The 21,962-nt window shown below is 28.1% G+C and carries 13 protein-coding genes and 2 pseudogenes; 1 reads left to right on the top strand and 14 read right to left on the bottom strand.

The genetic code is table 11. The annotated features are described in order from the left end of the window. Nucleotides 1–275: 275 nt before the first annotated feature. The 8 genes from BR82_RS0114800 to BR82_RS0114765 form a co-directional block, all read right to left on the bottom strand. Nucleotides 276–1,472 (bottom strand): Wadjet anti-phage system protein JetD domain-containing protein, encoded by a 1,197-nt coding sequence (locus tag BR82_RS0114800; RefSeq protein ID WP_027090782.1) that lies wholly within the window; start codon nt 1,470–1,472, stop codon nt 276–278. After that, nucleotides 1,465–4,674, bottom strand: a complete 3,210-nt coding sequence (locus BR82_RS0114795; RefSeq protein WP_027090781.1) for an ATP-binding protein — start codon at nt 4,672–4,674, stop codon at nt 1,465–1,467. The genes BR82_RS0114800 and BR82_RS0114795 overlap by 8 nt, the downstream gene beginning before the upstream one ends. Then, the gene (locus tag BR82_RS0114790) at nt 4,643–5,284 is read right to left on the bottom strand and encodes a DUF4194 domain-containing protein (RefSeq protein ID WP_027090780.1); all 642 of its coding nucleotides are present in this window, start codon (nt 5,282–5,284) and stop codon (nt 4,643–4,645) included. The genes BR82_RS0114795 and BR82_RS0114790 overlap by 32 nt, the downstream gene beginning before the upstream one ends. Continuing rightward, entirely contained in the window at nt 5,277–6,635 is a 1,359-nt protein-coding gene (locus tag BR82_RS0114785) for a Wadjet anti-phage system protein JetA family protein (RefSeq protein ID WP_027090779.1), read from the bottom strand. Before BR82_RS0114785 ends, BR82_RS0114790 begins: the two co-directional genes overlap by 8 nt. Nucleotides 6,636–6,885: 250 nt before the next feature. Further along, complete coding sequence (gene mngB, locus BR82_RS0114780; protein WP_027090778.1) at nt 6,886–9,612, bottom strand: mannosylglycerate hydrolase; 2,727 nt, start codon at nt 9,610–9,612, stop codon at nt 6,886–6,888. Nucleotides 9,613–9,653: 41 nt separating this feature from the next. After that, nucleotides 9,654–10,754: a PTS fructose transporter subunit IIC gene (locus BR82_RS0114775; RefSeq protein ID WP_027090777.1), complete on the bottom strand. Its 1,101-nt coding sequence runs from the start codon at nt 10,752–10,754 to the stop codon at nt 9,654–9,656. A 97-nt stretch (nt 10,755–10,851) separates the two neighbouring features. Further along, nucleotides 10,852–11,169, bottom strand: coding sequence for a PTS fructose transporter subunit IIB (locus tag BR82_RS0114770; RefSeq protein WP_027090776.1), 318 nt, complete (start codon nt 11,167–11,169; stop codon nt 10,852–10,854). Further along, nucleotides 11,170–11,619 (bottom strand): PTS sugar transporter subunit IIA, encoded by a 450-nt coding sequence (locus BR82_RS0114765; protein ID WP_034865341.1) that lies wholly within the window; start codon nt 11,617–11,619, stop codon nt 11,170–11,172. Nucleotides 11,620–11,817: 198 nt separating this feature from the next. Here BR82_RS0114765 and BR82_RS0114760 point away from each other — a divergent pair, with 198 nt between their 5' ends. Next, the gene (locus BR82_RS0114760) at nt 11,818–13,749 is read left to right on the top strand and encodes a BglG family transcription antiterminator (protein WP_034865339.1); all 1,932 of its coding nucleotides are present in this window, start codon (nt 11,818–11,820) and stop codon (nt 13,747–13,749) included. On the opposite strand, the gene BR82_RS16215 is transcribed toward BR82_RS0114760, so the two are convergent. From BR82_RS16215 to BR82_RS0114735, 6 genes and pseudogenes are all read right to left on the bottom strand, one after another. After that, on the bottom strand, nt 13,750–14,307 hold the full coding sequence (locus BR82_RS16215) for a PD-(D/E)XK nuclease domain-containing protein (RefSeq protein WP_084300884.1): 558 nt from the start codon (nt 14,305–14,307) through the stop codon (nt 13,750–13,752). Between the two features lie 448 nt (nt 14,308–14,755). Further along, nucleotides 14,756–14,905, bottom strand: a pseudogene (locus BR82_RS17995) (AAA family ATPase); the annotation flags it as partial. A gap of 252 nt (nt 14,906–15,157) precedes the next feature. Then, nucleotides 15,158–15,357, bottom strand: a pseudogene (locus tag BR82_RS17215) (AAA family ATPase). Nucleotides 15,358–15,404: 47 nt separating this feature from the next. Beyond that, nucleotides 15,405–18,083 (bottom strand): TOTE conflict system archaeo-eukaryotic primase domain-containing protein, encoded by a 2,679-nt coding sequence (locus BR82_RS16540; RefSeq protein WP_051592870.1) that lies wholly within the window; start codon nt 18,081–18,083, stop codon nt 15,405–15,407. A gap of 244 nt (nt 18,084–18,327) precedes the next feature. Beyond that, the gene (locus tag BR82_RS0114740; RefSeq protein WP_027090773.1) at nt 18,328–19,947 is read right to left on the bottom strand and encodes an AAA family ATPase; all 1,620 of its coding nucleotides are present in this window, start codon (nt 19,945–19,947) and stop codon (nt 18,328–18,330) included. A gap of 103 nt (nt 19,948–20,050) precedes the next feature. Further along, on the bottom strand, nt 20,051–21,691 hold the full coding sequence (locus tag BR82_RS0114735; protein ID WP_027090772.1) for an AAA family ATPase: 1,641 nt from the start codon (nt 21,689–21,691) through the stop codon (nt 20,051–20,053). Nucleotides 21,692–21,962: the final 271 nt, after the last annotated feature.

Below are 21,962 nucleotides of genomic sequence, written 5' to 3'. Positions count from 1 at the left end.
ATTTTTAATATTTCTAATTCAAATAAATTATTTGTTATTTTCATTACTATTAATATCAATAAATAATATCAATAAATCAGTTATAAATAACAAAAATAAGAAATTTTAAAATTCATTGTATTTACTAATTAGATAAAGGAACTTTTAAAACATGAGGTGCTATTGTCCTCATTATTAGAATCGTTTCTTTTTTAATCTAATATTATCATTTATCTATGATAATCACTTATATATAAATAAGGTGCTCAAACTAATTTTGAACACCTTTATATCTATTAAACAATAGTATGCAGTTCAACGATCTCCTGCTCTAATTTACAGTCATTTTCCAACATATAATCAATGACATCATCATGAAACCGTTCTTTTAATTTAATTAATCTTTTTCGATCATTAGCAGTCAATCTTTTTGTATATTCCTGATATTTTTGTAAAATATCTATATTCATAGCAATAGTTTTAAAAGGAATATTGGTCCTTTCAACTAAATGCAAATAAATATAAAATCCTCCAGCATCAATATCACCAAAATGATAATAATTAAGATCTGTTTTAAATTGATAGATCTTTAACAGCAGCTCTCTTCTTAATGCATTATGATAACCACCTAAATAGATTATCAAAGTATTATCAATAACAGTATCATAAAATGAAGTTAAGTTTTCAATCGTTAAAACATTAACATCTCTAATTTCTAAGATTTTCAATAATTTAATATTTTCAGTAGTTAAAGAAAAAGGACTATTAAGTTTACCAATATCAATAATCTGATCATTTAAACTGATTTTGATTTGACCGCTTAAATATATAAAACCAGGATTTTTAATAACATTAAAATATCCAAACAATTCATCTTCATTTTGAAAGCTTTCACTATAATAATCATTAATAATATTAATAAGCTTACTTTTGATATTTTCTAATCGTTTTGAATCTTTCAAAGCCATTAAAGAAAATTTACGAAATGAAATTTCTTTTTTTTGTTTTACAAGCGCTTGTAAAACAATAAATGTATCATTGATTTCTTCAATATTTTCAATATTTAAATATCTGCTTACTGATTGATAATTTTCTATCTTTTTTATCATTTCATTTTTAAAATTATCCAGCCAATCAATAGAAAATGAAATTTCTTTTAAATAATCAATTGTTTCAAGACGATAATCATCTAAATAAATTCGCTTTATTAAACGGTATGCCTCTTTTATATAATTATCATCTAATACTAGTGCTATTTCATTAATTCCCTCATCATCAATAATAATATCAAGAAGATGTAAATTATTTAAATCATAACAAGCCTCATCAATCAATAAACGCCGCGAATAGTAATCACTGTTATCATATTTTGGAAAAAGCTTTCGCAATTTAACTTTTATCTGCAAATTCAAACAAGAACCTTGTTTAGATAAAACACTGCGTTCATACTTTTCCAAAAGATTAGTTAATATTTTTGTTGCATATTTATTCATGAATAATAGCCTCAACAAAAGAATTATCACCAGATTTAATAATTGCTAGTGTGGTATCAACATAAGGCATGATAGTACTAGCACGATCTGGTGGTGCTGCCAAAATGATCTGCACATTAAGCTCATTATAAAATCTCATCATTGCCTGAATTCTCGTTTCATCCATATTATTAAACGCTTCATCAAATAAAACGACACAGCCAGAATCTTCATTAAGACGATTTTTGATTAACTGTTCAAAACTTGAGGCAATAACAACATAAAATGGTGTTTGGGTTTCTCCACCTGATTTTTCTCGATTAACTTTAGAAAATTTAGTAAAATCACCATTTTCATGTGAAATCTTAATATCATAATCTAAATACTCACGATAATCAGTATATTTTTGTAATAACTTTTCACCACTTTCATCTTCACCTAATAAAGCTATTTGATCAAACAATTCATCCATTACAGCTCGATTTTCTTTTGACAAAGTCGTTACAAATAAATCATCACTGTTATACTGCTGATTAGAAGCAATAATATCATAATAACGGCGATAATCTTTACGTCTGCTAGGATTGACCTCAAATTCATAACTATCGCCATTAAAGTTTTTATTTTGAAGTCCTTTGTTCAATTCTTTAATATCCTTTTTCGCCTGATTGATTTTTTCATATAATCTCGATATAAATGACTCTTGAAATGACTGCTCACATTTTCTTCTTGCATTTCGCACATCATCTTGACGTTTAACGATTTCAATATCTCTTAATTTATAGTATAACTGTAAATAAACATCAATACTATCGATCGTTTCGCCATAGCCAACTTTAAATTCATGATTAAAAGCTTTCATGGCCCATTCAATATCCGTATTTTCCTTATTTAACTGTCCTTCTAATTCACGAATTTTTATAACTAAACTATTTTGAATCGATGAGTAATTATGACCAAAACGTTTATAATATCTTTTTTTAATTGCCATAATTGCTTCGTCAATAATTTCTGGTGCCTTGGGAAGCATTTCTAATTCTGCTTCAATTTCTCTTTTAGCTTTATTGTTTTGATCAATGCTGGCTTTTTCATTGATAAGATTACGCTGTTTTAAATCATAGTTATCTTGGGCTTTTTGATATTTTAGATTAACTTGATCTAATTGTTGGACAATCGCAATAATTGAATCATCTTGAATAATTTCTTTTAAACGTTTAGCAATCTCATTGATATTATTTTGTAAATCATGATATTCATCGATCAAACTAGTAGAACCAACTAAAAAATCGATTTGTGATTTATTCAAGATCTTTAGATTCCGATTTATTTCATGATATTGTTTACTTTTAACTTTGATTTCATCTTGAATTTGGTTTAATTGTTCTTCAATCATCCCTATTTGAATCTTCAAAGCTTCCAATCCAATATACGGCTGTTGATATACCTTAGGATTAAGCGCTCTAACCGTATAATTATTATAAACCATACAAGTTTTAGTAATTGCCGTTTTATGCATTGGTAACTGTTCAACTGTATCGACACACTTAACTCGATTTAACAGCATATTAGCATATCTTTTAGCATAGCTGTTAAGACTTGTAACAAAATTAGCTAAACTGTCTTCTTGCGTTTCTTGATATTTATCTAACTTAGCAACATCGACGATTCCTACCCCAAAAATGCCATGACTATTTTTATACTGTTCATATATCTGCATTGCTTTTGTGAAATATTCAGGGTCAATAATAATATCAAAACGCTGAGTATTTAAGTATCCTTCGATGGCATTGCGCCACGATTCATCAGTTATCTCTAAATATTCACAAAGCGGCTTTACATCGATTTTCTTTTGATAATAATTAGCTAACTGTTCTTTTAAAACTTTGATAAGCTCAGTTATTTCTTTACGATAAAAAAAGCGATTACTTAAAAGCTGGTTATGTTGATCAACTAATTCATTTTGCTTAGTCTGCATCTTTTTTAAATCCTGCTCGAAAATAATTTTCTTTTCACTAAAATCACCGCGTTTACTTACTAAATCATTTTTTATTTCAAAAAGATGTTCATTTAAATATTCACTATCATAATCATTACTATTAATATTATTGATAAATGTTTCTTTGATTCGAAGTTGTTTTAAAATCGTTGTTTCTTGAATTAATTTATCAACATAATCATGATATTTGATTTCAAGCTGTTTTAATTGAGTTTGCTTCGTTTTTAAATTACTTTCAAGCTCTTTCTTTAAACGATATCCCTCATTACTATCTAAAATATTTTCTAAACTAATAACTTCTTTTTGGAGACTTTCACTTTCTTCTTTGGCTCTAATTAATAACTGTTCTAAATCTTTAACAACTAATTCACTTTTCAAAATAGCTTTTTCAATTACTTCCTTTTGATAATACAAACTATCAAGATAAAGATGATCTTTAGCATCTCGATAATTCTTTAAACGAAGTTCTATCTTTTGATAATTTTGATAAAAGGTATCTATCTTTTCTAAAGCTGCTAAACGATTTTGCTGATCTTTTAAAACATTACCTAAATTCCGATACGCTCGTACATTATTACGAAGATCATCGATCTTAACAGGATCTTCATTTAAAAGGAAGTCAAAAATAAAATTATACACATGGTTGATTGGTTTAAAAGCTAATGCGCGGGGAATCAATTCAAAATATTTTTTTGATACCCCTAAGGCCTGACGAAACAAACCTGGTACAGCACTTTTTTTATCAGCATAATTAGCTTGAATCTTTTTACTAGTTAAAAAGCGTCTAAACTCATTACGATTATACACATGATTTCCTTTAATAAATAAATCATCAGCTATTTTTTGATCGATTACTTGAAAAAATAATTCTTTTTTGATATTTGATTTACTTAGTTCCAAAACAACACCTAATAACTGACTGCGTTTTGTCGTTTCATCAAAATATTCTAAAACAATATACGAAACCACATCTCCCATTCTTAAATACTCTTTTCCTTCACGTCCTAATTTACCACGAATATAGCCCTCAATATTTCTTTTCCCCGAATCATTAGCTGCACTATTAAACTTAGCTTTTCCCGCTGTTAAAATATACTGCAAAGCATCTAGTAAAGTTGATTTACCAGTTCCATTTTCACCAGTAATGACTACATTATTTTTGATTTCGATCGTTTGATTATTAAATAAATGCCAGTTAATCAGCTTCATCTTGACTAGTTTTTTCACTACTATCACCTCGCTTTTGATAATCCAATAAAATATTTTCAATTTGTTCTAAGCGTTCAACCGGTAAAACATACGTAATAGTAGGATAAATAATAATAACCGCATTATCATCATCACTATTACCAGTTACATCGATAATATTATATCTTTTTAAGACCCTAAACACTTCTTTAAGTTCACTTTTATTAATTCGTTTATCAAAAATACCAGTTGCATTAATAGCATCATGAAGCTGTTGTAAAGTTATTGTGATATTATCAAGCAAAGATACTTCCTGCATTTTTTGATAATAAAAGCGTCGTAACAACAATAAAATAACTGATTCATTTTTCTTAAAAGAATAACGATTATAATTTTGTAAATTATATAAATTCAACACTTTATCAACATTATGATTTTCCAATACATAATCCATTAAAGCAAAATAGCTGGCATAAAGCTCAAAATCAGCAATAATTTTATAATAATCATCAAGATCTCGAGGTCGGCTGGCACAAATGTAATTATAGCTTAATAGTTTATTAGTTAATCTTGAAAATTCTTCTTTTTTACTATCACTTAAACGAATATACTTATTGTAAAAAGTTGTCGCCTGCTGATATTTATCCATCTACTTTCTCCTTTACTCTAAAATCTTTAAAACGATACTTGTTAACAACTACTTCGTTATCTAATGGTTCAACTTCATACTTTGTTCCATAAGCAAAGCCATATAAATAAATTAATACTAAAGTCGCTAGATCTTCATTATTGTTGATCGGTAATGAAGAACCCAAAAAATCTCCTTTTTGTTTTAACAGCATCAAGACCTTATCTTCAATATATTTATGTGAATAATTTTTAGATTTAATAATTTGTTTTAAAGCCTTTTCTTTTAATTCTTCATCGAGAACTGCAGGCTTTTCTAGCTGTGATTTAACTAAACTCGTATAATTACGAGGAACATATAAAGAATCCCTCGATACAAAACTATTTAAATATAGATTCCCCAGATCACTTACATCTTTACCGCTAGCAACTGCTTTAATAATATTATTGATCTTTCCCTCAATATCTTTTTGATTGTTTAATAAAAAAGTAATTCGATTGATCGCTGATTCAATAAATCTATTATTTTTACTATCGATTTCCTGCATTATTTCTTCAATATGTTCAAAAGCATTAATAATATAATCCTTTTGATTCAATAACAGTGCTAATGCCTCCTGATAGCCAAGATCCTTACGTTCCATAATGTTACGAACAATTATATCAAGATACTCATCATTACTAATAATAGTTTCAATGTTATTAATAATTCGCTGCCGATATTTAGAAGGATTATCATAAGTAGTAAGATTATAATAAGCGCGATCAATTATTTTCGTTTGATAATCCTGTAACAATGAGCTCAATAATGCCTCAAGATCATCTTTGATTCCTTCATCCAACAAATTTTGAATATATTTTTTTATATTAGAATTTAAATTTTTTAATTTATTAGCTAGCTCTTTCGTATTCTCATATCCTGTTTCAAAAACCAGATCGCCACGATTAACATCAAAAGTATTGAAAGACATAAAAATATTATAGATCAAACCTGAGTATTCACCATTATCACTGCTGGTATCAAGACTAAATAGATTTTCTAAGACCCTAATACTATAATCTTCAAAAGTAATAAATATCTCATAATTTTCGCCAGTTTCTTCATTGACCCAGCCACATTCCTTTAACCTTTTTAAAATATATAAAGCTTTATCACGAGAACCATCTAACTCTTCATCGCTTTTTAAAAAAGTAACATGATTTTCAAAATAATCTTGAAAAATCGATAAAACTTGTTCTTTAGTAGATGAAAAAGACAAATCACTTTTAAATGAATGATAAACTAAATATAAACAATCAGAAATTACCCGCTTATTATCACCAATAAAAATATTAAAAAAGTTATTAGGTAAGATATCAAAAATATTATACATTATCTCTATCCTTTCTACAAAAGTAACCCTATTATAACATATAATTCATATTTAAAAAAATTTTTTACATCCGTTTGATCTCAATATTTATCATTCAATTAAACCAAACCATCATACCATCTTTAAAAAATATACTTTACATATTAATATGTTCATATAGCATTTTAATTTTATGACTATTTTCTATATAAGACTTTGTCTGATATATGCAAACAGGTAAAAACTATAATCGTTTTTACCTGTTAATAATTTAAGAGACATATATTGTGATAAATTTACAGTGAGAAAGCGGCTTGATCTTAATAGTATTATTTTCAATATCAATTTTTTCAAGTTTTTCCTCTTTTAAATTAGTATAATACGCTTCTTTAATATCGAAATTAAAAGATAGCCTATCACCTACATCTAAATGATCTTTCCCATTAAATAAACGAATTATATACCCTTTATCATCTTCACTTTTTTTAATTGCACTTACTACAAGCTTATTCTCTGTTTCAAATAATGATATTGAAGAAGATAAAGTTTGTTCAACATCTTCTTGCGCAAAAATCAATCTTCCATTTAAGAAATCCGCATACTCATAAACTTCAATTGGCGTATTATATTCTTTTGCCAACAGATCGATATTAGCATCATTGATATTTTTAGAAAAAGTAGTAAAGCCTAGACTGAAATCCATTTCCTTTAATAATTGCGCAGCCGGTGTAGCAATGATTCGTTCTCCTGATGCTCTTCCTGGACGATAAACTAGATTTTCTTTTCCCATAAAACCATATGTTCTAAATAAAGTTAATCGAATTTGATTTCCTTTTTCACCAATGATTTCATATTCACGGACGCCCTGAGGAATAAGTGCGATTCCTCTATTTTCATCAGCAAGACTCACGTAACTTTGAGTTGGTTCAATTGAAATTGGCGGTTCTTGCCATGAAGACTGATCATTGGCCCAATTGGCTAATTCAATAACTTTAGGTTTTTCAATTTTTTCTTTATTTCCTAATCCTTCTAAATATAAAGCCATTTCTTTTGCATATTCATTTGGCCGTTTAATTGATCCAAACTGTTGATCAGCATAATTAAATTTAGTCGTTAAAGCACTATCAAAAAGAATACATAAGCGATGTGATAAACCATGATTATCTACATGAACATTAATATCGATTACTTTTGCTCCTTTTTGTAATCCTACCTCTAAACTTACCGGTAACTTTGTACTTACCTTTCCTTCAGCCCGCTCTTGTAAATTAGCAGGAATGATCATTTCATAATTAATAACTGTTTTTTGATATAAACTAGAACCAATAATATTATTAGTGAATCGACTATCAGTTGAATATATTTCGAGATCCTGACGTGGTGGAGAATAATTGAAACTATCACCATCATCACCATTTTCTACCAGGATCGCTTGATTTAAATAATGGAAATCAGCTATTTTATCATAAATATCTAAACTACCTTTTTCATTAACTTTAATTTGATAATATTCATTTTCCATGATATCTATTTTTGAAACAGTGTCATTAGAACGATCATCTAAGTCAATTGTATATTGAACATATCCTAAAGCTGGGACATCATTTGCTGCAACAGCAATCTTAGCACGATAAACTTTAGTTGGCAGATAATTTTTTTTACTAGGATTCAATCTAATCGTTTGTGATAAAACATAATCTGTTAAATCTGTTTGTTCAATAATCGTATATTTAATAAGATTACCAAAATTATCTTTAATTGCAAATTTGTCACCTGGTAAATAGGTTTCAAATACAATTGTATCATTACGTTTTTTAGGTAAAGTATTAAATAACGTAAGTGTAATTGCATTATTTGTTTCATTTTTAATTTTAGTTGCCATTAAACGTGAATGTAATTCAACTAAATTAACAGCAATATCCCGAGCTTGTTTATAGCGCATATAAACATCTTCATTAGCCGTATCTGAAATACAAGAACCAATTGAATCATGAGCTGCATTTTCAAATAATAATTTCCAAATTTCACCAACTGCCTCATGAGGATAATCGTTGCCCAAATGATATGATAATGTTAATAGCGGCTCTAAGATATTTGTTACATAATTTTGTACTTGGGTGTTTAGCACTTTTAAATCACTCCGTGATGAAAAAATCGATTTATGAATTCGCATATGTTTAGCGATTACCAGCTCACCACTAACTTCTTCTAGATCAGGAGCTTCATTTTTGACATCCTTGATATAATCTTCAACACAGCTGATTACATATTCATTATCTGGATCTTTTTGGTTTCTTTCTTTAATTAGTTCAGGTAAATTTTTGCGCACCGGCGCTTGATCAAAACCATTAGGGAAGTAGATATGTTTCGTGGCACTTCTGCCACCCGCTTTTTCAAAACATTCCTTTTGCCAAAATTCTTCACTATCTTTATCATCTTCAGGAATATTTCCCCCAATGTAATAACCAAATGGAATTTGCGTTGCAAAAACTACACTGCCATCATCCCCACGCCAATTATAGTCAGTATGTTTGACCATATCATCACTGACACCACGCCAAAATAATGTATCTTCGATTCCAAATTGACGATAAATTTGGGGCATATTTCCAGCTTGTCCAAACGAATCAGGCACATAGCCAACATTCATATAACCACCAAAAGTTTCACAGCGTTTCATCCCATAATACATATTTCTAACAATACTTTCACCAGAAATTACTAGCTGATCGGTTTGCGTATACCATGGCCCAATAATTAACTTTTTAGCTTTAACTAATTTTTCAATTCTTTTTTTATCTTGCGGCATCCATTTAAGATAATCATCTAATAATGAACCTTGCGCATCAAGCATAAAATATTTAAAATCATCATTTGTCTCTAAAGTATCTAAAACATCTTTTAAATCTTTCATCAAATATACTTTTGATCTTGATGTTGTAAAATACCATTCCCGATCCCAATGTGAATGTGGGATCACATGTACTTTTCTTTTCATACTAACTCCTTTATAACAATAGGAAGATTTTCATCTTCCTATTAAATTTCTATTTCTATTTCAATATCATCTTCAGATAACTCATCCACTTCTTCACTACTATCGTTAAAATCAACTACTATTGGTGCAACGATGGCAATAAACAGTGCCCCAACAATAATTCCGACAAGATAAGCCCAGCCACTAGTAATTGAAACAAAGCCATACATACCACCTACTGGCGGAATGTTGGCAGTTGCACCAAGTAAGCAGGCAATTCCTGCACCAAGGGCACCACCGATCATATTGATTGGTACTAAGCGACTAGCTTTTACAAGAGTGAAAGGAATCGCTCCTTCAGTAATCCCAATAAAGCCCATTACCCAGTTACCTTTCCCAGCTTCTTGAAAACTTGGTGAAAAACGTTTTTTCTTAATTACGGTAGCAATTGCATAAGCTAAAGGTGGAATACAGATGGCACAATTAATATAAACATTTGGCTGATAAATTCCTTCTGTCATTAAAACATTTCCCGCCATCCATGCAGATTTATTGATTGGTCCACCCATATCTGAAGCAATCATGGCTCCTAAAACCAAAGATAAAACTAATTGGCTTGTCCCACTATTGCACATCTCTTTTAACCATGATACTAAAGCATCATTGATAAATGCTAGCGGCTCAGCTAAGACAACTCCCATAATGATTGCAACCGCACCAGTCGCTAAAAAAGGAGTAATAACTAGAGGCATCATTTGTTGCATTGAATCTGGTAAATGAATATGTTCTTTACACCATTTAACCACATATCCAGCAATAAAGGCTGCAACGACTGCTCCTAAAAATCCGGCTTTAGTATTAGTTGCTAAAGCCCCACCGATCAAACCAGCTCCGATTGCTGGTTTATCACCGATCGAAAAAGCAATAAAACCGCCTAAAACAGTATTAACTAAACCAATTCCGGTCCATCCTACTTGTTCTAATAAATATAAAATATGTAAAAATCCCTCTTTATCAGCATAGACATCTAAACTATTGATTCCCATGGCAACCCCGATCAACTTTGGAATCGCCACGATTAATGATGCGCCAATGATCAATGGCAGCATATAACCAATTCCGGTCATTAAATGACCTTTAGCATCTTTAAAAAACTTCTTCATCTTTTTTACCTCTCTTTTTATTTGTGTTATAATGAGAGTGCACACTACTCATTATAGTCTTGTGTAAGCAATTTGACTCCGCCAAGTTAAATTGCTTTTATTTTTTACTTTCAACTGCTTTAACACATTTTTTTATTACCGCTTCAGGGGCTTTGATACATGTTGTAATGTTAACACGAATTACAGGTTTTCCCTCAAAACGTTCCATCCCGATAATTTTTTGATCAGAAGCGATGATGACAAAATCACATTCTTTAGCTTCCTCATCACTAATTGTGTTGATCTGCCCCATACTTCCCTGTTGTTCCATTTTTAAATCATACCCTAATTTTGCGCCTGCTTTTTCTAAAGCTTTAGCGGCCATAGGCGTATGTGCTAGTCCTGCTGGACATGCTGAAATACCTACGATTTTCATTTAATCTACCTCCATATTTTTTAATATATAATCTTTTAGCTCTTTTTTATCAGTCACTGATTTTAACGTTTCTTTAAAATCATCTTCTAATAAACAAGTTGCTAATTTAGATATCATCATTAAATGAAGATTTCCTTCATTTTCTTCAGGAACGAGTAATGAAAATAAATAATTTACTTTCTTATCATCCATCGTTCCCCATTCTAATGCTTCATTACAGCGTAAATATAAGATTGCTGCTTTTTTTACATGACTACTGCGAGCATGAGGAATTGCAAAACCATCTTGTAAACCTGTTGGAAACTCTGTTTCTCTTTTTTTTAAATCTTCAAGTAGTCCCTCACTACTATCACAGATGTCATTTTCAATTGCTTTATCAGCAATAAACTTCAGCATTTGTTCTTTAGTTTTAGCATTAACATCTAAATATATATAATTTTCTTTAAGCATCACACCGATACCTCCTTGCTACAACTCCAGTCTACCTGGAAAAACGTGATATTTCAACCAAAGCCATTTCCAGTTATAAGCGGAAAGATTTGTTTAATAAGCCCAAAAATTTCCATTTTATATTGGAAATTAATTATTTGCATAAACAAACAATTATCTATACAATATAGACAGAATAAGGAAGGAATCGTGATAATAATGTTTCCATACAAACGACTAAACGAAATATTTGATTATATTAAACAGGATAATATCGTCTCCGTAAAACAATTATCTTCACTATTAAACATAACTGATCGTACTATCCGCAGTGATATTCAGGCAATAAATGATGTTCTTGAAAAAAATGGGGCGCAAATAAAATTAAAAAGAAAAGCTGGATATTATCTTGAAATTAATGATTCAAAAAAATATCAAGAGTTTTTAAAGGCCATGAAACAGCGTCAAACTAGTAATCTTGAACTTGACACTTCTCAAGATCGAATCAAATATTTGTTGCATCTTTTATTATATAGTGATGAATATATGACGCTTGATGATCTAGCTGATCATATTTATGTAAGTAAAAATACTTTACAAAACTATATCAAGAGTTTAAAAAATATCTTTTTGAAATATGATCTTGAATATATTTCAAAAACAAATATTGGTGTTAAAGTAATTGGTAATGAAGATGATAAACGAAAGTGTTTAGTTGAAAATGTATTATCGTATAATTTTCAAAATTATGTTACTGGATTTACTAAAGATGAGTATGCGTTATTTGAGGGAATCAATCTTGACCTGCTTAAACAAATCGTTTCTGATAAATTAAAACGTGCTAATATAAAAACTAGTGATTTTAATTTTAAAAATCTAGTAATTCATTTTGCTTTAATGATTTCTCGAATCCAATATGACTGCTATATCAATATTAATAATACGATCAAAATTGATGAAAATTATGCTAGTTTTATTAATGATATCTCTACTGAAATCGAAAATAATTTTAATATTACTATTAGTGAAGGTGAAAAGAAATATATATACTCTCACTTAGTCGCTAATAGTCAATTAGATGATTTAGCTGCTAATGATAGTCGCATCAAAACTTTGGTTAAAGAATTATTGGATAATATTTATTTAGATTATAATTTTGATTTACGTAATGATGAAATCTTATTAAAAGACCTCTTCTTTCACTTTAAATCAATTTTAAATACTAAGTCGTTTGCCCTAAATAAACGCAATCCCTTATTAAACACAATTAAAACCAATTTTCCCTTAGCTTTTGATATCACACTAACCTGCACATCTAAAATATTTAACAGCCCACCGTATATTTTAACAGATGATGAAGTTGGTTATATTTCATTACATATTGGAGCTGCAATTGAACGCTGTTTCTCTGGCAGTCTTCAAAATAAAAGTGTGATTTTAGTCTGTGGTTCAGGTCAGGCAACAACAAGAATGTTAGAGGCGAGATTAAATGTTTTCTTTAAGGATAAAATTACGATCGTTCATAAAGCTTCGTATAATGAATTTATTAATTATACGAAAAGAGAATTAATGAATATTGATTTTGTTATTTCGACGATTCCTTTAAAAAGTGCTTTCATTCCAACTATAACCGTTGATTTTGCTTTGAATAATCAGGATATCGAAGCGATTTCTAAATTTATTACTTCTATTTCTTTAAACAAATCAAAAAAGTCAAATAAATTTTTTGATAAAAATTTATTTATTCATTTAGATAAAATAGACTCTAAAGAAGCTTTACTAAAACAAATGTGCCAGTTAATGGAAAAGCAGAATATCGTTGACAGCGACTATTATGATTGTGTTATGGAAAGAGAAAATCTAGCAAAAACAAACATGAATGAAGTTTTCGCTTTACCCCACCCAATGCGTCTATGTGCTAAGGATACTAAGGTTGCAGTAGCTATCATTGACAAACCACTTACCTGGTATCAGCAGGATACTGTTCAAATCGTCTTTTTACTTGCAATAAAACAAGGTGACCAACAAGACATTGAGCACCTTTATGATATCTTTATTGAAATTGTTAATAATACTAAGTTGCAGCAAAGTATTATTCATAGTCATGACTATAACTCATTTATTAATAATCTATTAGAAAATATGATTTAACTATTCTTTAACCATTTTGATAAAACACCTTTTCTTATCAAAAGCTATTCCATAACCAAGCATATTTAGATACCCTCTACCCTTATCACTCTCTAAATATCTTTTTTCAATTATTTGATTACATCCTTCTACTGCTGTATCATACAGGTCTTTATCTTTAACTATTTTTAGTTCTAAGATAAAGCCTCTTTTTTCTTTATTTACAGGTCGTCCATCACCAGTTTCAATATTCGAATGAATATTATTTTCATTCATTAGTCCCATCATAAAACCATGATAAAAACTTTCTTGATTATCATCATAACTAATTGATTGTAATAATATATAATTTAAAATTTCATTAGCTTTATCTTCATCTTTATTCAAAAGCGTGTTGATTAATTTTTGACTATTATTTTCTTTGATTTCTTTTGTCCAGCCATCAAAAGCTTCTTGATAAATCAACTTAATTTCATAATTAGGAATCATTAATTCATAACAATTATAATCCAAATACTTATTGATCTTAAGATAACCTGTAAAAAGTAGGAAACTATAAATATTATTGAGATCATCCATTTGACGATATGTTAATTCTGGCTTGATTACTTTTTTATTACTCCACCATTGATCAATATAGTAAATTCCTCTTTAAGTTCGAGGTCGTTATTAGTGATATAACGATAAATAATCTCATTACTACTAGTATTAGCCCAAAACGATTCACCAGTGACACTAGAGGTCTTAATTAATTTATTTACATATAATAATGTACTCCAAGGATTCTATATTTCTGTTTTACCAAATAAATATCCATCATACCATCTTTTAAATTCATTTTGGTACTGTTCAAGATGATAATAATTTAAAATTTCCACTATTTCTTCATTCGTAAAACCAAAATGATTATCGAATATTTCATCAAGAATAGAACATCCAGAAAAATTATTTAAGCCTGTAAAAATACTTTCTTTTGTAATTCTTAAACATCCTGTTAAAACCCCTTTTTGTAAAACATCATTTGTCTTTAAGACTGCACTAAAAACATTTTTAAAAAATCGACCATTTCATCATAATAGTTATTTATATACGCTTCTTGTAAAGGGACATCATATTCATCGATCAATTTAACTACTTTTTCATGATAATGCTTTTGTAGACAAATTGAAATATTAAGTAAGGCATCTTGGAAATTTGATAATGAGCTGGCTGTATTTAAATATTGGTGTAATAGTTTTTTTGTCGTTCATTTAAAAAAGAGCTTGTTAATAATTCAATGTTTTTATCAACTAGATCAGATACTAAAGCGGCAAATTTCTCTGTCTGATCATTAAAATTATTACGTTTCATATCTTTTAAGGTAATAAAAATAGTCGGATATTTATTTTGATGTTTTTTTGCTTCAATATCTTTATCTATTTTTAAACCTTTAAATAAGCATGATCTTTTTGTTCAATCGAAAAAAATAATATAACATACTCATATTTAATGTTTTACCAAACCTTCTTGGTATAGTATATAAAACAACTTTTCATTGATTATATCTTTGATCAATTCACTTTTATCTACATAATAATTATTAGAAATCAATTCTTTAAAATCTTCTATACCGATCAAAACTCTTTTCATCTAAACGCCTCCAAATAATAAGTATACCATATTTATAATTAATCATCTCAAACATTATCTTTTATCATTGAAATAATTTCCTCAATAACATCAACATCTTCAATACGAAGTGCATTTACATTCTTTTGTTTTTCATAATATCCATAATTTGGTATCCACAAAATCTTGTTATCAATAATAATATTATTGATTTGTGCCTCACTATAAATAAGTTTTACTCCAAGTCTTTCTAAATATGCAGTTTCATCAGTATTTTTCAATACTTGTGATTTTATTATTACAATCACATTAATTCCATCATATATTAAAGATTGAATAAACTGATAAGATTTCTTAATTAATGAAAGAGTCAACTTAGAACTATAAATAATAATTTCCTCTCTTGCATTTAACATGTCCGATTCTAATGCTTTAATATAATTACTATATAAATATCGATTTAATGATAAAAGTTCTTCATTTTCTAAAATTTTATACCCCTCCTTTAAATAGGTCTTGAGACGAATATTAAATATTTTAGCTAGTCTTCCAACTTTTTGATCAACATAATCATATACTCTTACTAGTTCTTTTCCATCATTTTGGCGATGTAGTCTACCTGAATATTGTTTTGTCCTTCCTTTCCATGAAAATGGTGTTGCCATAAACATAGTTTCTAAACTTGGTAAATCAAAGCCCTCACCAATAAGTTTTGCTGATGCTAAAATTATGTAATTAAAATCATTAGTATATCTAAGCTCTTCAAGAATATTTGCTTTATCTTTTTTATTAGTCTTACCTAAATACAAATAAACATGTTCATCAACGTATCGTAATTGCTCATATAAATACTCAAGATGCTCAACTCGATCAGATAATATAATAATATTTCTTTTTTCTTTAAATTCCTTAATTACATCCATAATAATCAAATGATTTCTTTTTTCATTCTTTATAAGAATATTAACAATTTCCATAAAATTAGACTTTTCTTCCAGCATCGTAAACGTTGTAAAACGAGGAATCAAAACCTGCTCATAATCTCGATATTTAGCAATATCTTTCTCATTCACTTTTGCAACTATCTTTCCTAAATACATATATGTTATTTCTTCAAGTCCATCTTGACGTTCTGGTGTAGCCGTAAATCCATATATTCTTTTAGCATTCAGCCGTTTTAATACTGTTCGATATGTATTGCTGGCACAATGATGACATTCATCAATAATTACTAATCCATATTTTTGTAAAATATTAAAATCTTCTATGTTTACTAATGATTGAATTGTTGCTATGTCAATATTACCTGTTAATTTCTTTTTATTTCCTGTGTATTCTCCAATATAATGATCTCTTTTTAACTTTGCCTGGGGATATTTGATAAATATATCAATTTGTCTTTTCCATTGTTTTAATAATTCTTTACCAGGCAAAATTATTAATGTACTAACTTTATATTTAGCAATCATCGCTAAAGCCATAATGGTTTTACCTGAACCGGTTGGAGCTTCAACTACACCTAAATCATGTTTATCTAATTCATTAATAATTTTCTCTTGATATTCAATTAACTTTCCTTTAAATTCAGCTTCTATTTTATGACCTAATTCTGTATTTTCTTCTATTTGTAATTTATCATCAAAAATTTTTAATAATTTCTTTTTTAACCCTCTAGGTAGATATAAATATTCGTCTAATACTTCATATTCAGACAAAATAGCTGGAGTTGTTTTATGATATATAGGCCGATGCATATTTTGAAATAAAAAATATTCCTGATTCCAAATTGAAGCTGCTGTTTTAATCGTATTAAGTGTCAGAGCATTTAAATTTAAACGATAAATTTTTAACATTGATCCCTCAATTACTTTTATTTCATTATTAAATTTTACAGCTGCTTCTGCACTGATTTTATTATTAAAAACTCTTTCAGTATTTTTTTGGCAAATTTCTTCTACTTTTAATGAACTAGTTTTTTTAATATTAGCAAGATGAATAAACTGATTGCTTATTAATTTTCCATCTTCATCAATAAATAATGTATTTTTATTATTGTTTATAGCATCATATTGCATCGGCAAAGCTATTAAATTACCAAAACCACCAATTGGCATGGTATCTTGATTAGGAAATAATCGATCAAAAGAATCAAATGAAATTCGCTTATTTATTTTCATTGCTTCATTTAATAAGAAAAAACCTAATTTCCGTGCACAAGACGCATAAATATTATTTTCAAAAAATATCCATAAATGCCCACCATTCCCTGATTTAGAACGTTCCATTAAACCATCAATGCCATTTCTTTTTGCAATTCGATATACACTTAACATAGCATCAAACCAGTCATCTTCATCAAAATCAATAGCCAAAAGATAACATGTATTATCTTTTAATAATGGATATAAACCAGCTCTTTGGTTAGGTTTAGAAATATGATTTCTTATTACATCATCAGTTAATGGAACAAAACTTGCATTATTACATTTTGAACAAACTTTATGACCTTTTTCATAATAACAATTTCCCTTTGTTCGATTATAGCATGCTGGAAATACAGACTGTTTATAAAAACAAGCATAAATATCATCACGACCTCTAAAATAACTGCGATATATTTTCATTTTATCAGCAGAATTAAGCTTAGTTTCTTCAAATATATAACCATATTTAGTTAGTAATTGCCGTAATTTTTTATTTTCTTCTTTTAACATATAAATTTCATCTAATAAAGTCTGTTCGCTCATCTTTTTCTCTCCATTAAAATATAGTATATCTTAATTGTACTTAAAAAACAGCAATTAAACTACCAAATTTTCCTAAATCTAAAAAACGAATATACACGTTATATTAACTTATAAAAATGACAATTTAAATAATATATAAAATGAACCTATCTATATATAGAGATAAGTTCATTAATAATTTGATAAATCTTAATTCTAAATATACTATAACAACTTACACAAATCTTTAATATCTTAAAAAAAGTTATTTTTCAACCCATTTCACATCAACCTCTTTACCACAATGAGCTAATCCTATATAGATTATCTTTCCTTCTAATCCTTTATCATATTCTTTTTCAATGATCTGGTCTATCGCTATATCTGATAAGCTCTCTAGTTCTTCTTTATTTTTACTATACTTGAATTCAATTACATATGATGCTAAATCCTTTTTGGCTTTTAAAATAATATCACATCTCCCTGATCCGGCTTCTCGATTACTGATTATTTCATACTCTCCTGTCAACCAGGCACTCATCCCTAATAACATCATATGATAACTGTTTTCATCTTTTAAATCATGATATGATGGTATTCTTTTTAAAATATTTCGATAACTATTTTCAAATAATTTTTTGTCTCTAGTTTCCAAGGCATAAAATAAATCATCTAAAACACTTTCTGATACTTGTAAATGATAGGCCGTCAGTGACATAAATTCCTGTTGTACTTCTTCATTAGGAACTCTGATTCGATATCTATTTTTTCGCATCCTCTGCTCTACTGTTAAATACCCGGCATTTACAAATAGTCCCCATAAACTTTCTGTTTGTGACTGTTCATAAAAACTGGTCTCCATCATTATCTGGGTTTCTAAATATCCCTGTTTGATCAATGTTTCATAACCTTCTTTAAAGCTTTCTTCACTTTCGGCCATTGCTTTTTTGATCATTACATTACTGCTGGTATTCACCCAATATGGAATCAGCTTTCTTCTAGAAGCATAATTAATGATTGACCAGGGATTGTATATTTCTACTCCACCAATATGATAACCATCATACATTTCTTTTACTTCATCATTTAATAATAAATCATAATATTTTAATAGCTCTTCTGTTTCTTTTTCAGTAAAACCAAAATATTGATCATATTCATCATCCATTACTGTACATACTATAAGATTGTTTAGATCACTGAAGATATTTTCTTTGGCTACTCTCTGAATTCCTGTAAGCATCGCATACTGAAGGCTTGGTGATAGTTTTAAAGCATTATGAAGCAATCCTGCTAACCCGCCTTTTATTTCATCATAAAAACCACCTACATGTCCTTCAATAAATGGCGTATCATATTCATCGATGAACAGCATAACTTTTTTTTGATAATATTTCTCTAACTGTTCCATTAAAAATGATAAAGCATTGGTAATACCTGATAAATCATTATTATTTATGAGTTCATTAATAATTTTTTCATAATTAATTGTTTTAAATTTTGACATATTTGTAAATACGTATTCATAACGATCGTATTCATTTTGTATCTGTAATTTAATACAGTTAACTATTTCCTGTAAACTGCTTTTAGCTCCTGCAAAAGTGATAAAAATAGTTGGATACTGGTTGATGTAATCAGCATATTCAGTTTTCATGATCTTTGTATCTTTAAATAATTCTTTGGAGTCTTTGGTAATATCAAAGAAATTAGCTAACATTGACATATTTAAAGTCTTGCCAAATCTTCTTGGTCTCGTAATTAATGCAACACCGCTTTTCCTTTCAAGAAACTCTTTGATCATCAATGTTTTATCTACTGCATAATAATCATCTTTTATTAGTTTTTCATAATCCATTATTCCAAGTGGAATTGCTTTTTTCATTTCTATCACCCTTTCTGCATATATACATTATACCTTAATTTAAAACTATTAACTATAGATATATATACTATATTTTTAAACAAAAAGGGACAAACGTCCCAAATTAAGATACTTTCAACATTTTAATAAAAGCTCGTTTTTTATCAAAAGCAATTCCATAGCCAAGCATATTTAGATACCCTCTACCCTTATCACTCTCTAGATATCTTTTTTCAATTATTTGATTACATGCTTCTATAGCTGTATCATACAAATCTTTATTTTTGCATATTTTTAATTCCAAGATAAAACCTCTTTTTTCTTTATTAACCGGCAAATACTTAATATCACTTCTGCCATCACCACTTTCAATATTAGAAAACAAATTATTATTATTTAATAATCCTAAAATAAAACCATGATAAAAACTTTCTTTACCATCATGGTAACTCATTGATTGCAGTAAAATATAATTTAATATCTCATTTGCTTTATTTTCATCTTTATCTAATAAGGCATCAATAAGCTTCTGACCATAGTTTTCTTGAATTTTATTGGCCCATTCTTGAAAAACATTTGTATATATTAGTTTAATTTCTTTATTAGGAATCATTAATCTATAACAATTTATATCAACATATTTAATAATTTTAAGATAACCTGTAAATAGCAGAAAACTATAAATATTATTAATATCATCCATTTCTCGATATGTTAGCTCCGGTTTGATTATTTTTTCAATACTTTCACCATTAATTAATAAATCAAATTCGTCTTTTAGTTTTTGATTCCCTTCAATGATATATTTATACACAATATCATTGCTGCTAGTATTAGCCCAAAATGGTATAGCAGCAATATTTCTATCTCCTAATAGTTCTTTTACATATAGCAATGTGCTCCAGGGATTATATATTTCTTTGTCATAGAAACGATAACCATCATACCATTCCTTGATATAGCCTTTTTTATCATAAAGATCGTAATATTTTAATAACTCATCAATTTCATTCTGTTCAAAACCAAAACAGTCACTTGAATATTGATTAAGTATAGATCTAACACTAAAATTATTTAACCCCGTAAAAATACTTTCTTTGGCTATTTGTAAACATCCTGTCAAAACTCCTCTTTCTAAAGAATCATTGGTTTTTAAAGCAGTGCTAAAGATATTTCTTAAAAATTCCACCATTTCATCATAATATCCATTAATATAAGCGCTTTGTAATGGAACATCATATTCATCAATCAAAATAATTACATTTTGATGATAATGTTTTTTTAAACATTTGCTAATAAAATTCAAAGCATCTTGTAAATCAATTTCATTTTTTGTTTCTTTTTGATATTTTACTAAATTATCTTTATCTATTTCTTCTAAGTAATCACTATTTAATAATTCTAAATTATCATTTATTAAGTTTCTAACAATCTTACTAAATATTGCAATTTGATCATTAAATCTTTTACTTTTCATATCCTTCAAAGTAATAAAAATAACAGGATACTGATTTTGATGTTTCATCACTTCAATATTTTTACTTATTTCTAAGTTATCAAAAAGATAAGCATTTTCTTTTTGTTTAATTGAAAAAAAGTAATAAAGCATTGACATATTTAAAGTCTTACCAAATCTTCTAGGTCTTGTATACAAAATAACTTCTTCATTTATTAAATCTTCAATTAATTTGCTTTTATCAACATAATATACATTTTTATCAATTAACTTTTTAAAATTCTCTATTCCTATCAATAACCCTTTCATCAAATCAATCTTCCTATCTTTAAAATATCCTATATTAAGATTTTGTATACTAATTATTATTAGTATAACATATTTATTGGTAACTAATTGAAATAAATAATTTAATCTCATAAAAATAAAGATTTCATTTTATTGATCTTTTTAATATATGAACTAGCATTAATTTTAAAATGTTCTAAATTACATAACTCTAAAACTTACCTTACACCTATATTATACACGTTTAAGTTTTGCTACTATTCTAAATTACATAACTCTAAAACAGCGCTTA

Source organism: Thomasclavelia saccharogumia DSM 17460 (assembly GCF_000686665.1).
GTDB classification, from domain to species: domain Bacteria; phylum Bacillota_I; class Bacilli_A; order Erysipelotrichales; family Coprobacillaceae; genus Thomasclavelia; species Thomasclavelia saccharogumia.
Note: the sequence above shows the minus strand (reverse complement) of the source record. Positions and strands in the feature narration are given on the sequence as shown.

What these genes read in the sequence shown, in the direction of transcription:
- BR82_RS0114800 (WP_027090782.1), bottom strand. Translation starts at nt 1,472, where the DNA reads ATGAATAAATATGCAACAAAAATATTAACTAATCTTTTGGAAAAGTAT.
- BR82_RS0114790 (WP_027090780.1), bottom strand. Translation starts at nt 5,284, where the DNA reads ATGGATAAATATCAGCAGGCGACAACTTTTTACAATAAGTATATTCGT.
- BR82_RS0114785 (WP_027090779.1), bottom strand. Translation starts at nt 6,635, where the DNA reads ATGTATAATATTTTTGATATCTTACCTAATAACTTTTTTAATATTTTT.
- mngB (WP_027090778.1), bottom strand. Translation starts at nt 9,612, where the DNA reads ATGAAAAGAAAAGTACATGTGATCCCACATTCACATTGGGATCGGGAA.
- BR82_RS0114775 (WP_027090777.1), bottom strand. Translation starts at nt 10,754, where the DNA reads ATGAAGAAGTTTTTTAAAGATGCTAAAGGTCATTTAATGACCGGAATT.
- BR82_RS0114770 (WP_027090776.1), bottom strand. Translation starts at nt 11,169, where the DNA reads ATGAAAATCGTAGGTATTTCAGCATGTCCAGCAGGACTAGCACATACG.
- BR82_RS0114765 (WP_034865341.1), bottom strand. Translation starts at nt 11,619, where the DNA reads ATGCTTAAAGAAAATTATATATATTTAGATGTTAATGCTAAAACTAAA.
- BR82_RS0114760 (WP_034865339.1), top strand. Translation starts at nt 11,818, where the DNA reads ATGTTTCCATACAAACGACTAAACGAAATATTTGATTATATTAAACAG.
- BR82_RS16215 (WP_084300884.1), bottom strand. Translation starts at nt 14,307, where the DNA reads ATGGATGATCTCAATAATATTTATAGTTTCCTACTTTTTACAGGTTAT.
- BR82_RS16540 (WP_051592870.1), bottom strand. Translation starts at nt 18,083, where the DNA reads ATGAGCGAACAGACTTTATTAGATGAAATTTATATGTTAAAAGAAGAA.
- BR82_RS0114740 (WP_027090773.1), bottom strand. Translation starts at nt 19,947, where the DNA reads ATGAAAAAAGCAATTCCACTTGGAATAATGGATTATGAAAAACTAATA.
- BR82_RS0114735 (WP_027090772.1), bottom strand. Translation starts at nt 21,691, where the DNA reads ATGAAAGGGTTATTGATAGGAATAGAGAATTTTAAAAAGTTAATTGAT.